General features: G+C 33.2%; 17 protein-coding genes. 15 read left to right on the forward strand and 2 right to left on the reverse strand.

The features are described 5' to 3' along the window. The first annotated feature begins 63 nt into the window (after positions 1–63). The 15 genes from deoC to ACQ654_RS25285 all read left to right on the forward strand — a co-directional run bounded on the left by deoC (position 64) and on the right by ACQ654_RS25285 (position 10,370). Entirely contained in the window at positions 64–729 is a 666-nt protein-coding gene (gene deoC, locus ACQ654_RS25215) for a deoxyribose-phosphate aldolase (RefSeq protein WP_430413176.1), read from the forward strand. A gap of 1 nt (position 730) precedes the next feature. Then, positions 731–1,429, forward strand: a complete 699-nt coding sequence (deoD, locus tag ACQ654_RS25220; protein ID WP_430413177.1) for a purine-nucleoside phosphorylase — start codon at positions 731–733, stop codon at positions 1,427–1,429. 11 nt (positions 1,430–1,440) lie between these two features. Continuing rightward, a complete protein-coding gene (locus tag ACQ654_RS25225; protein ID WP_430413178.1) occupies positions 1,441–1,977 on the forward strand; it encodes a SixA phosphatase family protein in 537 nt (178 codons plus the stop codon). A gap of 125 nt (positions 1,978–2,102) precedes the next feature. Further along, positions 2,103–2,561, forward strand: a complete 459-nt coding sequence (smpB, locus tag ACQ654_RS25230) for an SsrA-binding protein SmpB (protein ID WP_298425715.1) — start codon at positions 2,103–2,105, stop codon at positions 2,559–2,561. 285 nt (positions 2,562–2,846) lie between these two features. Next, complete coding sequence (locus ACQ654_RS25235) at positions 2,847–3,134, forward strand: hypothetical protein (protein WP_430413179.1); 288 nt, start codon at positions 2,847–2,849, stop codon at positions 3,132–3,134. Beyond that, complete coding sequence (locus ACQ654_RS25240) at positions 3,131–3,535, forward strand: hypothetical protein (protein ID WP_430413180.1); 405 nt, start codon at positions 3,131–3,133, stop codon at positions 3,533–3,535. The genes ACQ654_RS25235 and ACQ654_RS25240 overlap by 4 nt, the downstream gene beginning before the upstream one ends. A gap of 241 nt (positions 3,536–3,776) precedes the next feature. Beyond that, positions 3,777–3,980 (forward strand): hypothetical protein, encoded by a 204-nt coding sequence (locus tag ACQ654_RS25245; protein ID WP_430413181.1) that lies wholly within the window; start codon positions 3,777–3,779, stop codon positions 3,978–3,980. After that, on the forward strand, positions 3,973–4,365 hold the full coding sequence (locus ACQ654_RS25250; protein WP_430413182.1) for a hypothetical protein: 393 nt from the start codon (positions 3,973–3,975) through the stop codon (positions 4,363–4,365). Before ACQ654_RS25245 ends, ACQ654_RS25250 begins: the two co-directional genes overlap by 8 nt. 177 nt (positions 4,366–4,542) lie before the next feature. Continuing rightward, positions 4,543–5,112, forward strand: a complete 570-nt coding sequence (locus tag ACQ654_RS25255) for a hypothetical protein (RefSeq protein WP_430413183.1) — start codon at positions 4,543–4,545, stop codon at positions 5,110–5,112. Positions 5,113–5,294: 182 nt separating this feature from the next. Beyond that, positions 5,295–5,696 (forward strand): hypothetical protein, encoded by a 402-nt coding sequence (locus ACQ654_RS25260; RefSeq protein ID WP_430413184.1) that lies wholly within the window; start codon positions 5,295–5,297, stop codon positions 5,694–5,696. Positions 5,697–5,700: 4 nt separating this feature from the next. Further along, on the forward strand, positions 5,701–6,210 hold the full coding sequence (locus ACQ654_RS25265; RefSeq protein ID WP_430413185.1) for a hypothetical protein: 510 nt from the start codon (positions 5,701–5,703) through the stop codon (positions 6,208–6,210). Positions 6,211–6,858: 648 nt separating this feature from the next. Continuing rightward, positions 6,859–7,548 (forward strand): hypothetical protein, encoded by a 690-nt coding sequence (locus ACQ654_RS25270; protein WP_430413186.1) that lies wholly within the window; start codon positions 6,859–6,861, stop codon positions 7,546–7,548. A gap of 139 nt (positions 7,549–7,687) precedes the next feature. After that, positions 7,688–8,530: a hypothetical protein gene (locus ACQ654_RS25275; protein WP_430413187.1), complete on the forward strand. Its 843-nt coding sequence runs from the start codon at positions 7,688–7,690 to the stop codon at positions 8,528–8,530. A 213-nt stretch (positions 8,531–8,743) separates the two neighbouring features. After that, positions 8,744–9,832, forward strand: a complete 1,089-nt coding sequence (locus ACQ654_RS25280; RefSeq protein WP_430413188.1) for a hypothetical protein — start codon at positions 8,744–8,746, stop codon at positions 9,830–9,832. Positions 9,833–9,974: 142 nt separating this feature from the next. After that, on the forward strand, positions 9,975–10,370 hold the full coding sequence (locus tag ACQ654_RS25285; RefSeq protein ID WP_430413189.1) for a hypothetical protein: 396 nt from the start codon (positions 9,975–9,977) through the stop codon (positions 10,368–10,370). A 130-nt stretch (positions 10,371–10,500) separates the two neighbouring features. Here ACQ654_RS25285 and ACQ654_RS25290 read toward each other — a convergent pair whose 3' ends face one another. Continuing rightward, positions 10,501–14,067 carry an amino acid adenylation domain-containing protein gene (locus tag ACQ654_RS25290; protein ID WP_430413190.1) on the reverse strand — a complete coding sequence of 1,189 codons (3,567 nt, stop codon included), beginning with the start codon at positions 14,065–14,067 and terminating at the stop codon, positions 10,501–10,503. A gap of 269 nt (positions 14,068–14,336) precedes the next feature. Next, positions 14,337–14,978 carry a protein-L-isoaspartate(D-aspartate) O-methyltransferase gene (locus ACQ654_RS25295; RefSeq protein ID WP_430413191.1) on the reverse strand — a complete coding sequence of 214 codons (642 nt, stop codon included), beginning with the start codon at positions 14,976–14,978 and terminating at the stop codon, positions 14,337–14,339. Between the last annotated feature and the right edge of the window lie 115 nt (positions 14,979–15,093).

Consider the following 15,093-nt stretch of genomic DNA (forward strand, 5'->3'; position numbering starts at 1 on the left):
TGGTTTTTAGAGTTCCTACACTGCGGAAAAATAAAAACCAACTAACGTTATTTAATATATACAATGAAAATTAATCGATATATAGATCACACCTTACTAAAACCAACGGCAACACTAAACGACATTGAACAACTTTGCAATGAAGCTATTACACATAATTTCTTTTCAGTTTGTGTACATAGTTGTCATATAGTATTTGCAAAAAAATGTTTACAACATACTACTTCCGTTCACGTGTGTAGTGTTATTGGTTTTCCGCTTGGCGCGATGAGTACCAACGCTAAAGTAGCTGAGTTAACACAAGCAAAAGAAGATGGCGCAGACGAATTTGACATGGTGATGAATATTGGTTGGCTAAAATCGGGAAAGGATGAATTAATCTTAGAAGAAATCAAACAACTAAAATTAGCGGCTGGAAACAAGGTTTTGAAAGTAATTATTGAAACATGTTATCTTACCCATGAAGAAAAAGCAAAAGCTTCTGAACTCGCAGTAAAAGCTGGAGCTGATTTTGTAAAAACCTCAACCGGATTTGGTTCAGGTGGCGCGACATTAGAAGATATTGCCATCATGAAAAATGCAGTAAACGGAAAAGCAAAATTGAAAGCTTCTGGCGGTATTCGCGATTATGAAACGGCTCAGCAGTATATTGACGTTGGCGTTTCGCGTTTGGGAACTTCTAACGGAATTGCTATCATTACAGGAACAGCATCAAAAAACACCTATTAACATGAGTATACACATCAACGCAAGAAAAGGCGAAATTGCACCAACGGTTTTATTGCCTGGCGATCCAATACGTGCCAAATGGATTGCAGAAACTTATTTTGAAAACCCAACGTTATACAACGACATTCGTGGAATGTTTGGCTATACAGGAACGTACAAAGGAAAACCTATTTCAGTACAAGGTACTGGTATGGGCGCGCCTTCTATTAGTATTTACGCGCATGAATTGATCAACGAATACGATGTGCAAAAATTAATCAGAGTTGGAAGCGCTGGTTCGTATCAAAAAGATGTAAACATTCGGGATATTGTGGTGGCAATGTCGTCTTCATCAAACAGTAGTATGAACGATTTACCATTTCATGGAGAAACGTTTGCACCTACAGCAAATGCCGAATTATTCTTAAAAGCCATCAATGTTGCCAACGAAAAAAACATTCCTGTAAAAGCTGGAAATATTTTAACAAGTGATATTTTTTATCAAGAAGATCCTGATTATTATAAAAAATGGGCAAATTATGGCGTTTTATGTGTAGAAATGGAAACAGCATCTTTATATACACTAGCCGCACGATTTAATGTAAAAGCACTATCTTTATTAACAATTTCTGATAGTTTGGTGACCCATGAAACAACAACTTCGGAAGAACGTGCACAAACTTTTAAAGAAATGATTGAAATTGCACTCGCAATTATTTAAACAAAAAACGAATGAAAAAAAACATTTTACTTCTATTAAGTCTATTCTTAGTAATGAATTGCTTCGCGCAAGAATCAAAAGAAAAAAATACTAAATCAAGTGCTGTAGCGGCGAAAACTTCTGTGTATTACTTAATCCGTCATGCTGAGAAAGATCGTAGTGACAAATCAAACAAAGATCCTAAATTAACCAAAAAAGGTAATGATAGAGCCGCCTATTGGGCAGAAGTATTCAAAAATGTAAAGTTTGATGCTGTCTATTCTACAAACTACAACAGAACATTAGAAACGGCAATGCCAATAGCAAAAGCGAATGAATTGGAAATTATTTCATACCATCCTTTTAAGATTAAAATGAATAAGTTTTTAAAAGAAACCAAGGGAAAAACTGTTTTAATTGTTGGACATAGTAACACAACTCCTTCATTTGCAAATAAGCTCTTAAACAAAGAAATGTTTGAATCAATTGAGGACGATAACAACGGAAATGTATATATCGTAACTGTTACTGGCAATGTAAAAACTGTACAGTTATTGACCATTAATTAAACTTTACCGAAAAAATAAATATACGAAAAGATTAATGTTGGCAAAACTAGCATTGATCTTTTTTTAGCTTAAAAAGGTAAAATACAGTACAAATTATAGTGGAATCCCTATATTTGCGCTCATTTATGCAAAAAAATATCAACATACAAAACAAGAAGGCGCGCTTTCAATATGAAATCTTAGATAAGTATACGGCAGGAATTGTCTTAACGGGAACTGAGATTAAATCTATTCGAATGAGCAAAGCTTCTATTGCCGAAAGTTTCTGCGAATTTAACGAGCAAGGAGAACTTTTTGTGGTGAATATGTATATTGAAGAATATGCTTTTGGCACGCATTACAATCACCAACCGCGAAGTACACGAAAGTTGTTGTTGAATAAAAAAGAATTGCGAAGCTTAGAAAAAAGTATCAAAAACGCTGGATTAACCATTGTTCCGTTGCGTTTATTCTTAAATGAAAAAGGATTGGCAAAATTATCTATTGCGCTTGCAAAAGGTAAAAAGATTCATGACAAACGTGAAACGATGAAAGATCGTGACAACAAACGTAACCTGGATCGTATTAAGAAAAATTTCCGTTAAGTTTCTACTAGTTATTTACTGTATAAAATCACGTCATTACGAGAATTTGTTCGCTCTAATCACATAATTGTCATTCCTGCGAAGATAGGATTCCATTTTACTAGTAATTCACGAATTACTTTGCTTGCATTACGGAAAACCGCATTGTATATGTGTGCATTTTGTTTTACATTTAGGGGAAATAACAGGAAGTTTCGATAAAAATACTTCCTGTTATTGACTAAATTTAGTATGAAAACGGGAATTCCTGTTATTCATACGTTAGCTGCAAGCTGAAAAAATCAAATGGAACCTGAATTAAAAAAATACTTGCTCGAACAATGTCGAGATTGGATGCTTAAAGAAGAAATCAAAGTATTAAACAGATTAGGATTAACAGAACACGGAGAGACGGTTACACGAAAAAATGCTTTAGTTGAATATAAAATGGAATTGTTTTATGGGTTTCAAGACAAAAAAGTAAATGATTTAGTTTCTTTAGAAAAAACTCTTGTGGAAGAAAGAATAGCAGAACGTATATTAAATGATAACCCCGATATTCTGAATAATTGCTCAAATTGTGGAAAATTATGACTACAGAACCAAGAGGAAGATTATATCAAGATTCTGAATTTGAATTCAATGAGTTTAACGGATTAAAAATAGAAAAACTAATTGTCTGTGAAAATCCAGAGACTAAAGAGCCTATACTTATTTATATTAAAGTGGAAAATAGAAATTGGCATCAATTCTTTTTGGACGCAGGAATAGGGTTTTGGGAAAACTGGGACGAAATTGACATTGAGGATGATTCTTATGATTTCATTGATTTTACTGACAAATTTGATTTAAAAAACAAAGTTATTAATAGAATATTCTGTAAAAAAGATTTAAATAATAGCAGAATAATATTAGAACTGAAAAGCAACGAAAAGTTGATTTTAAAATGCAAAGAGCCAAATATATTTGATTCTGATTGTGAATTAATAATGTAAAAAAGGCCAGCAGGTAACAAGGTATAAAAAACATAGGGCGCTTTAGGCTTATCCGAAAGATCTGTGTGTATTTGCAAAGTCACCGAATATAAAATTTGGCGTTTATGAGAAAAAAGATAAAAGCAAAATATTTATATTTGGCTTAGTACCAACTCGAAACGTATCGCTTATTACCTGCCCTACGTTTCTTATACTAGCCGTTGTGCGTCATTTAAGAACACTCGAATAAAAAAAGAAAATTATGACAAATTATATTAACTGTGATAAACCTGAAAGTCCTTTCGGAAGAATTGAATGTAATAATTGCGGAGCGAAATATGATTTTGAATTTGACTCAATAAAAGCACCTTACAAAGAAACAGGAATTTTAAAATGTGCTTGTGGAGTTGACTTGGTAAGATGGAATAGTACGACTGAACCATATTTGGTAAGAGTTAATGAATAAAACATACAAAATACATCTGAATGGAATTCTAATTGGGACTTCTGAATTAGAAAAAGCTGATGCACCAATGGGAGTTGCATTTGGACTGATTGTATTTAACCGAATTGAATCGCCATACGAATTCTTTAAAGAATACTGTTTGAAAAACAATATTGTTATAAATACAGACGACCCAGAATTTGAATTTATCGACACTCAAGTGATATCTGGTTTAAAAGTATTTAGACAAGATGGACTGGAAATAAAAGGAGTTGCTGGAAATGCAATTACAGGAATGAAAAGAGATGGATATGAAATTTCAATTTTAGGAATCAATTATCCTTTTTACGAAGAAGAATTTCCACATCACGTAAAGGAATATGAAAATTTGTTCGGAAAAGAATAAAAACGAACGCACAACACCGTGTATAATTAATTGCTTTGGTCGTTGCCTATTTGGAAAATTCCTTCGGAATTTTCTCGCGTTCGTTTTTGTTTACTAAATTAGTTGCTCAAACACGCAACTAACCATACACATCAACGTTAGGCTTAATTAGAAAAACCCGAGAGACCAATTCCATAAATGAAAATATTCCTTAAAATTCTTGGACAAATAATAGCACTCGGAATAGTAATCTTTTTAGGAATATTATTGACTTGGGAACAAATTCCTGGAAATAAAAATATTTGTGATGCTGGTCAAGGACTTTACGGATTAGCTTGGTTGATTTTCATAATTATTTCAATCGCTTTGTTTATAAATTCTTGGATTTTTCTAAATAAAAATAATTGGAAAAAATACCGAATTACTGTTATGATAATCTGTGTACTTATCGTTTTAATATCGTTAACTCTAAGGTCTGTGATTTTTCAAGTATCATATGGAAAAGAAAAACATAAAATTGAAAATACCGAAAATTACAATCAGTTAATTGAAGTAAAACTTTATGAAAATGGAAAATTCTATTCTTGGACTTATGATATGGGTTGTCAATTAGAAAATATCGGAACATATAAATTGAATGGAAATAAAATAACATTGGAATTTGGAAATGAAAAATCTGAATATTTAGGAACAGAATATCTAATCGAAAATGATAAAGTTGTCTGTAATAAAGGTTGTGATTACGAAAACGAATTGAAAATAGAATAAAATAACTAAGCCTAACACCGTGTATAATTAATTGCTTTGGTCGTTGCTTATTTGGAAAATTCCTTCGGAAGTTTCTTGCGTTCGTTTTTGTTTACTAAATTAGTTGCTTAAAGACGCAACTAACCATACACAATCACGTTAGGCACAAGCAAAAGAAACCAACATTAACCAACTATATTAGAATGAGTTTAGTTCAAATTGACAAACAAAAACTAATCGATACAGGATTTACGGAATCTGGTGTAAAAAGGTATGAAAATACTATTACAGAATATTCCCAAATACTATTCGATAAGTCTAAAAAATTCGGAGAAGCGCGAAAGGCCAACGATTCTGCGGTAGAAATAAATTATGAAAATGTTCAAGGAGCTGTGAAGGTAATTTCTTCAACATTCGCAGATGAAAAAATACCGAAATGGAAATTATGGGCTCAATCTGGTGAATATCTGATAACCGCACTTTGTGGTTATTTAGGTTCTCAAGCGACACAAGATAATGCACCAAGTCACTTCACAATATTCTTTGTAATATCTGCAGTTGTCGGAGTAGGTTTGTTTATCGTTAGAAAAACTTCAAAAAACTAAAAAAATGAAAAAGTCAATAAAATACACAGATTCGGCTTCAAAAAAACTTAATAGTGTTTTGGAGAAAGTCAAAGAACAAATTGCTGATGATATCGTTAATTCTAAAAATTATCCTGGAGAAGAACTTATTGAAATAACAGCTTCAGATATTGAAGAAACTTATCGCAGATTAAGCATACGGAATAACAAGTCAACATTTTACAGAAAAAGTAAAATGATAAGAATGATAATTCCTGTTTATTTTATTTTGGGTATTATGCTAACACTTTTTGGCATTTTTAGAAAAGATATTATGGAATTAATTAAAAATGACAAAGAGGGTCTTATGTATTCACTAACAGGTTTTGTGATATCTCTAACTTCTGCTGCTATATTTTATCTATACAAAAATAAAGAGAATGAAAGAAGACGTGAATATGAAAAAGAACGTAGAAATCTAAGTAAGTGGATATCTGAAATTGATTTAGAAAAATATGATACTGAATTTCTGAAAGATGAAAATGCCAGTGCCTAACATCGTATAAAAACAATAGGGCAATTGTAGCAAAACCGAATGGTTTGGGCGCATTTGCAAGGTCGCCAAATTTTTAAATTTGGCTTATTGAGAAAGAAAAAATAATAAGAAAAATTTAAAAATTCAGCTTGTGGCTCAACCGAATAGATAGCGTGCAAATCTGCCCTACTGTTCTTATACACAACCGTTATATATAATTCAAAAAAAGAATCGGAGACATCCGTTAGAAAAGAGATTTTGGAACGATTTTATGTAGTTTTTAAAATCAATAGGTTTTCATTTAAGTTTTTGTCAGTTACACTGTGAAAGACAGTTCTTTCAAACATTGTTAATGTACTCAAAAACTTGATTTAAGGTAGTAGATTTATTTGACAAAATCAACTCTTTATAAAAAACGATAAAATCTAACGTTGTAAATGCTAAAAAACAGCACACGCCTTATACAAATATAAAGCGCATCCTTTTTTTTATTTCAAACGGATTTCAATGCTCATTTGGGCTCTTTTTTGAACTCCTGTTTTTTACTTGAATTTAAGTTGTATTTTAGTTCAATAAAGAACGCAAAAAAACATATATATAACATTGTGTAAACCTGCATTAAAACGCAGTTTACACTTAACGTTACCTGCAAGCTGAAAAAAATTGAGTATGACAAAAAACATTACACTTCTGATTTTAATATTTATTATTTCAAGTTGCTCTGCACAAGAAAATTTTAGAGATTATTATTATCAAATTGGAACAAAAAAGGAAATCAAAGTTTACAAATATGTTGACAAAAACAATCCAAGGAATATTGAATATTGGAAAGTTACTACAAACCCGAAAACAAATAAAATTCTAACCGAATCTTTCACAACTGATTTTAGACTTTACAATATATTCGAGGAAGAGCTGAAAACAAATGGAGCGGAAATAATTCGTTATGCAGATTTTGAGGTTAATGACGAAAAACAGAATATACGGATTGACGGAACGATTGTCGATAAAGATGTTTATAAATGGAATGACACAAACAAATATATTTATTCAGTCAAATACACGAGTCCAAAATATGGAAATGAACAATTCATAAAAGAACGAACTAAAAATAGCTTTGAAAAAATAACTATTAGCGGAACTGAATATTCAACATTAAAATTTAAGGATGAATACGAGATTAAATCACTCGAAAATGACCAGAACTATGAATTTCATCAATTTACCTATTACGCAAAGGGAATTGGAATGGTAAAATACCAAAGGTATCATCCAGATGGAGCAACGATTGAATTAGAATTAACCGAAATCCTAACTGAAAAAGAATTTGATGAACTGAAAGAAAAAGCCAGCAGGTAACACCGTATATAATTCATTGCTAGTTATAGCCAGTTTACGAAAGTCCTCGCGGACTTTATTTGTCCGTAATTTTTTATAAATTAGGTGCTTAAAACACGCAACAAACCATATACAACAACGTTGCCATTAATTAGAACCTATGACCAGAAACATTCCGAAAAAGGTAAGAGAAGCTTTAAGAAAAGAAGTCAATTTTGGATGTCCAATTGATGGTTGTGGCAGTCCTTATTTGAGTTATCATCATTTTGACCCACCTTGGCATATTGAAAATCATCATAGACCAGAGGGAATGATTGCATTATGCCTCGAACATCACAAGCAAGCCGATTATAATGCATTCACAGATGACCAATTAAAAGAATTTAAAAAAAATCCGTTCCTATCTTCAGATGATTCAATACAAGGTCAAATAAATTGGAAAAGAGAGAATTTAGTTTTCTTAATTGGGGGAAATGTTTTCATTGGAGCTCAAAATATTTATCTCAATAAACAAGAACAATTGTTGTGGCTCACTACTGATGAACAAGGTAATTCACTTCTGAATTTAGATATGAAATCCGAAAAGGGAGAATTGATTTTTTCATTACGTGATAATGATTGGTTGGTTATGTCCAATTTTGATAATATTGAAAGTATTCCGAGCGGAAAAAAATTATTCTTCGAAAATAAAACAGAAGATTTAAAAATCGATATTGAATTTAATAACTATTCAAAAGTCGACTTTCAAAAGAAATATGCAGAAGATATTCCAGCGAGGTGGATAGAGATAATTACAAATAAAATTGTTGCTGAACCTATCACAGTCTGCGTAATCAATGGTCACTTAACTTATCCTTTTGAAATTAGAATGGAATCAACAGGCACTACAATAAACGGAGAAGGAAGCGAGATTACTGTAATGGGAAGTCTAACTCTAAAAAATGTCAAGGAACACATAATGCAAAGAGGATTAGTTGTCGGAAGTGGAGTACTGATAAAGTAACTAATGGCAACAATGTATATAAAAAATAACGCAAGTCGTTGCTAAAACAAAGGCTTGGGCATTATTTGGAAGTCGCCAAATTTTTCAATTTGACAATTTCCTAAAAATAAAATAAATAGTAAAATTTAAAAATTCGGCTTGTGTATAATCTGAAAAGTATCGCTTACAACTGCCCTACTTTTCTTATACGGAGACGTTGGCAGTAATACCGAAATGAACATAGAATTAGAAAACCTACAATCGACTATAAAAAGGAAGTACAGTTTTAAATATAAACCTGAATTTTCTGAATCTTTCAAGACAGATATAAAAGACAACCAAATAATCCCATTAACTATTGAAGTTTTTGAAAAATTAGAATGGCCAATTGTCTTTAGAGACAATAAGTCAGTTGAAGCTAAAAGGAAAGGCGACTGGAATAAACTGACCGAAAAAATAACAATTACCAAAAAGGCTTCTGGTCGAATTGAGGTTCATAGTAAAACAATTGAAGGTAATTTCATTGATTTCGGAAAAAACTCTAAAAGAACTGGTTTATTCATTATTCTTTTTCAAAAGTTAGCTAAAGAATACCAAGAAAGCGGAAAACTCTCTGAATTAGAAACGGAGTTTGAAAAAGAAAACAGTTGGGCAGATTATGAAATTCCTTCAGAATTACCAAAACCAAAAGAATTTGGAAAACCAAATTTAGTTCTTTCAATAATTGGAGGTCTTATTATCGCAATTCTGTTTGGAATATTAATTGCGTTTTTAACTACAAAATTTACCTATTTCATTGGAATCTATGAATTCGCAATTGGAATCGGTATTGGATACTTCTTTGGTCAAGTTTTAAAGAAAACTAATTACATTGAGTTTAGATCAATTCAATTTATCATTGGAGGAATCGTGATTGTAATGTTTATAACGAATCTATTCACACAATATCAATTAATAATCGCAGAGAATAACATTTCAGAACTTAGCTTTTTTGAATTTATGAAACTGCGTTTTGAAGGCGGGTTAACAATAAAGGATTTAAATACAGGTTGGATTGGACTTACTTTAAGTTGGGTTTTTCAAATGGTTTTCCCTTACTTTTTAGCTGTCGGTAAAGTTGCAGGAATTACAGCAAATTATATTATTGAAAAAATTCCTGAAAAAGTACTTGAATATACAATTTATCTTTTCGAAATGGAAAAGTCAGAAAGTGAAGTTAGAGCTGAATTAGCACAAAAAGGATGGAATAAAAAGTCTGACCAAGATAATGTTTTTAAAGCTATTGTCGAGATAAGTGGATTTCATCAAATGAACAGAGAATAAAAGTACTACTTGGCAACACCGTAAATAATTAATTGCTATTTATAATATACTTATGAAAACCCTCGCAGATTCTCTATTCATTTTTATTCGCCAAATTATATTCTTAAACAAATAATACACAAAACCATTACCAATAATTAAGATGAAGAAAATAATTTTCATATTAACTTTGATATGCATATCTACTATTGGATTCAGTCAAACAGATTCAATTAAAGGAAACCAATTTGAACTAACGGGAAAGATTATCAATGAAATTTCTTTAACTCCTCATTGTGGAAATTTTGCTTTCGGAACGGTCGTTGAATTTGAAATTATCGAATTTTCTGACTCCAATTATAAAGGTAGTTCTATAGGTGTGATTTTTACTTGTCCTGAATTCTATAAAAGTGGATTTTTTGAGATTGGAAAGACTTATACAATTACCATTGCTGATGAAAATCAAGCAGACTTCAGTTGGATTATTCCTAATGAATATATATTGAATAAATACAAGTTGGACAAAAAACTGTGGGTCATTGAAGCGAATAAGAAATAATAAAATATGAAATCATAGTTCACTACGGCTGTTATGTTATATATACTAAACGTTACAAATTCCAAATACACAAAACCAAGCACATTCAAGATTTCCCAAATGTGCTCAACTTAAAATATAGTAGTGTTTTCTAAACAACAACTTCCTCAGAAGTTTTCGATGTCAACTTTGTGAACTCTTGATTATCTTTCTGAAAATCTACCAATCGTGCAAAAAACCAAATAAAGGCTTCTACTTGTCCGTTTAGCACAAATCTTCCACTAGAAATATGATCCAATACAGCTTGTATATCTAACGTTTGTAACGCAGTAAATGCTTCTTGATGTTGAATCCATACAGCACAAGAAGGCAAATCTGTGATGACTTCTGTATTTTGTGCTATATTTCCATCTTGTATAACAATTGTAATTGGCGTACTCTTTTCAGAAATACGCATGGAAATCGCAAGATTCGGTGTTGGGCGCGTAATTTGTGTCAACCAACGCTGCAAATACGAAGCAAACGTAGTTACCCAATATTGAAGTGCTTCCCGCGTTACATTCACTTTTTCCTGCTTTTGTTCTTCAATAAGCATTTGCGCATCTATTTCGCGTTCAGCTTCAATAAGTGCTTCCAGCGTTTTATCAATATCTTTTCGCGTATGCGCTGCCGAACAAATAAATCGTAAACGTCCACGCCCAATTTCAACAATTGGATAGGTTACCGCCAAGGTTTGAACGCCACGTTTGTACAAACTTTGCACAATAGCATACAATTTATCTTTATCGCCAAAATGTGGTGTGATAATTGGTCCGTCACCTGTGCCTAAATCATAGCCAGCTTCTTCAAATCGTCGGCGCATGTATCGTGTTCTGTCCCATAATTGTTCGCGTAGTTTTTCATCAGCGCGAAGCATTCTCAATGAAGTCAACGCTGCAGCAATATCTGCCGGACTGATAGACGCCTGAAATATATACGCTCTTGAGGATGCTTTTAACAAACCTATATGTTCACGACTCGCGGCAATAATTCCACCGATACTTCCCAACGCTTTGCTCAGTGTTGTCATTAAGAAATCTACATCTGCGGTTGCACCTTGTTCGGCACAAATTCCAGCTCCATTTTTTCCATAAAAACCAAAAGAATGTGCTTCATCTACAAACGTAAGTGCATTGTATTTTTTTGCCATACGCACAACTTCTGCTACAGGCGCAGTTCCTTCTCCCATACTATACACACTTTCCAACACTACCAAAACTGTGCGATACGGAGAAACTTCTGTCTGTAACACTGCTTCTAAATCGTTTGCATCATTGTGTTTAAATGTTCGTATTTCGGCACCGCTCAAACGCGCGCCATCTACTATGGAAGCATGACACAATTGATCGATAATGACAACATCATTTTTTCCAAGAATTCCAGAAATGGCACCTACATTTGCCGTGTAACCTGTGGGAAACAAGCAAGCATCTTCTTTTCCGACCAAATCAGCAAACTCTCTTTCAAAAGCTACATGCTGATTCGTCATTCCAGATGCCGATGCAGAAATCCCCATTCCTGTACCAAATTTTTCCAAAGCGGCTGTCGCTTCTTTGATCACGTTGGCATCTCTATTTAAACCAAAATACAAGTTCGTAGACCAAATAATTGCTTCCTGTTCTTCATCATTAAATGCATCACCAACTACACCTGTGGCGGCACTTCCAGTTCGTAATACTTTCCCGTAAGGATTTCTACGATTGTCATTTACCATACGCAACACTTCCTGCACAAGCTTGCTTTTATCATCCGCGCTCCAAGCTGTTGCGTTTGCCGCTTGAAACGTTGGAAAACTCGCTTGAATATCAAATTGAAATTTCGCCAGCGTATCACTCATCACCTTGCACGGTTGATGTGTAGGTTGTGCTTCCACTCCATTGGTTGTTATGTTGGCAATATAAGTTGCCAAAGCATTTGCTGTTGGATATTCAAAAACCGTTGGCGCTGTGATCTTTTTTCCTAACGATTTTGAAAGTCTACTGCTAAATTCCAACGTAGTTAACGAATCGAGTCCGAATGCATCAAACGGTTGATTGGGTAAGATTTCTTTTGGATCGTTTATATTAAGAATCGTAGCAATTCCGCTTTGAATAGTAGCTAAAATGGCTTCTTTTAAGGAGTTATTTGAATTTTTAAAGCTTTCCAGCAGATTTTCCTCAGTAGTTTGTTTTGTCGATGGAGTTTGTGACAAACGCATGAGTTGCTTTCGATCAAGCTTATCATTTGGTAACAATGGCAATTCATCTAAATAATTAACAACTTGCGGCACCATATATTTTGGCAATCGTTCCGAAATGTATGATTTGATGTTTTCCGTTGTAATTGATGCATCTTTCTTTACAACGTATACAACCAACATTTGTTGACCAATGCCGCCTTCAACAGCCGCAGCCGCTACAGCATCAATGCCATTCATTGATTCAAGTGTAGATTCAATTTCTTCGAGTTCAATTCGGAAACCTCTAATTTTCACTTGTTGATCAACTCTTCCCAGAAATTCAATTTCCCCATTTTCTGTCCAACGGCATAAATCGCCTGTTTTATACAATCTGTTATCTGGAATAGCTTCCGAAGGTGTAATTTCAATAAAACGTTCCTTTGTTTTTACTTCATCATATAAATAACCACGCGCCAATTTCGTTCCCGCAAGGTGTAATTCTCCAGCATCTCCATTAGATACAGGTTGTAAATTATCATTTAAAATATACGCTCGTGAGTTTGGAACTGACTTTCCAATTGTAATAACTTTTGCATCACGAGCAACTTCTGAAATCGTTGAATATACGGTATCTTCAGTAGGTCCGTATGCGTTTAAGACTCTTTCAACTGAATCATGTGCATACACTTGCTGCACCAATGAACGCTTTAGAGCTTCTCCTCCAAAAACAACACACTTTATATTTTCAGGTAATATTTCTGTTGCCAATAATGCTTGTACTGACGACGGAACCATTACAAATGTTCGTACTTCATCTAACGCTGGAATTTTAGTCAATTCTAAAGCATTTTTTACTAATATTATTTTTCCACCAAGTGATAATGTTCCCATGATTTCCATCACAGACGTATCAAAACAAACAGATGCTGCAGCAAGCATTCCGTTCAATTCTTCATCACTAAATATTTCGCGTACGGAAGCACGCATTTCCACTATATTTTTATGCTCAACCGCTACACCTTTTGGTTTTCCTGTAGAACCTGAGGTATAAATTACATATGCCAATTCATTTTTAGATGCATGTATTTTTTCGTCTGAATGATTTCCGAGTTTGTCAATCCACAATACATTTTCAACTTCATTACACAAATCCGCAGTAGCTTTTGTATCAACAATTGCAGCTTTCGATTTCGAATTTGTCAACATATATTTAATACGATCTTTCGGATATGCAGGATCTAACGGAACATACGCGCAACCTGCTTGCATTACGCCTAGTAATGTTGCTACTAATTCCCAAGAACGATTCATACAAACACCAACTAATGATCTGGCTGTTACACCACGATTTTTGAGTTCTCCAGCTACTTCATTGGCTTTTTTCATCAACCGTTGATACTCAATATTGAGTTCTCCGTCAATGATTGCTATTCGTTCTGGATGTGCCAGCATTTGTTTTTTGATCAATCCACAAATTGTTATTTCTGGATTGTCTTCAATCTGTTGCATTAATGTATCCATTTTCATTTTTCTTTTAGTAGTTATTAATTAAGTTAATTTCTTAAAAGTCAAATGGATTAGGGAAGTCCAATACTAGTTAGTTATTCACTAAATAATCATTGTAATTTTGAAAATATTAATTTCGATAGTGCGAATACAGTTATTATATCGATTGTGAATAAAGCTATGATTTAATTACTCAAATTCAAAATAAACGGTGGAATTTTTGAATCGTATAAAAGTTTATGAATGCTAGAAAGTTAGTAGGGATTCAGTTATAAGTTAATTTTTTAATTTTTATTCTCTAACATTGGAACAAAACGGAATTCGCCGAATTCTTTTTTTGTAAATTCTTTTTCAGAAGTACGCACAAATAAAGTCATAATTTGCGCTTTATCACCTACAGGAATCACAAGCTTTCCTCCTATTTTTAGTTGTGCCAATAACGGTTTTGGTACAAACGGTGCGCCAGCTGTAACGACAATTCCGTCAAATGGTGCTTCTTCAGGCAATCCTTTATAGCCGTCACCAAAAATGAGTCGTTTTGCTCGGTAACCAAGTTTTGGTAGGAATAGACTTGTACGTTTAAATAATTCTTTTTGACGTTCTATACTGTATACTTTTGCGCCCAACTCAAGTAGCATAGCCGTTTGATAACCACTTCCTGTACCAATTTCAAGAATTTTAGCACCTTTTGTCACTTCTAATAATTGTGATTGAAAAGCAACCGTAAATGGTTGTGAAATTGTTTGATCCGCTCCAATAGGAAACGCTTTGTCTTGATACGCATGTGCTTCAAAACTAGAATCCATAAACAAATGACGTGGAATGTTTCGAATTCCATTCAGCACATTTTCATCTGTAATTCCTTTAACAGCAACAACTTGTGCTAACTGATTTCGCATTCCTTTATGTTTAAACGTATCTTTCATACCGTCACAAAAGTAGGTTTATTTTTTATGTAATTCTCAAAAATAATACAAGTTCGATTCAAAAAGATCTTAGATTTTAGCTAACAAACTCTTTTTCTGAAATGTAACATGTTTA

It is taken from the genome of Kordia sp. (assembly GCF_965283645.1).
GTDB lineage: Bacteria > Bacteroidota > Bacteroidia > Flavobacteriales > Flavobacteriaceae > Kordia.